The following is a 373-nucleotide window of genomic DNA, read 5'->3' on the forward strand; positions in this document are numbered from 1 at the left end:
GAAGATGAGGTTATCACCACCACAACGACGACCATTAAACGTCGTGGTAAACGTCAACCGCTGCCTAAAGACTTACCGCGTGAAACACTCGTACTTGACCTAGATGAGCACGACAAGCAGTGCTCATGCTGCCAACACGCTCTGCATAAAATCGGCGAAGACCGCAGTGAAAAGCTGGAGTTCACGCCCGCCGTCCTAAAAGTATTGGAGGTCGTTCGCCCGAAATACGCCTGTCGTCAGTGTGAACAACAGGCTGAAAAAAGCCACATTCACCAACAACCCGCACCGATAAGTATCATCCCCAAAAGCTTCGCTACCGAAAGTCTGCTTGCCAACATTATTTTAGGCAAATATCAGTATGCGCTTCCGCTGT

At 49.6% G+C, this 373-nt stretch carries 1 protein-coding gene; it reads left to right on the forward strand.

Translation table 11 applies throughout. The features are described from left to right. The coding region (locus tag VOR_RS0113310) for an IS66 family transposase zinc-finger binding domain-containing protein (protein ID WP_010320189.1) at window positions 1-373 on the forward strand (373 nt) is incomplete at both ends.

Source organism: Vibrio ordalii ATCC 33509, from assembly GCA_000257205.1.
Classification (GTDB): Bacteria; Pseudomonadota; Gammaproteobacteria; order Enterobacterales; family Vibrionaceae; genus Vibrio; species Vibrio ordalii.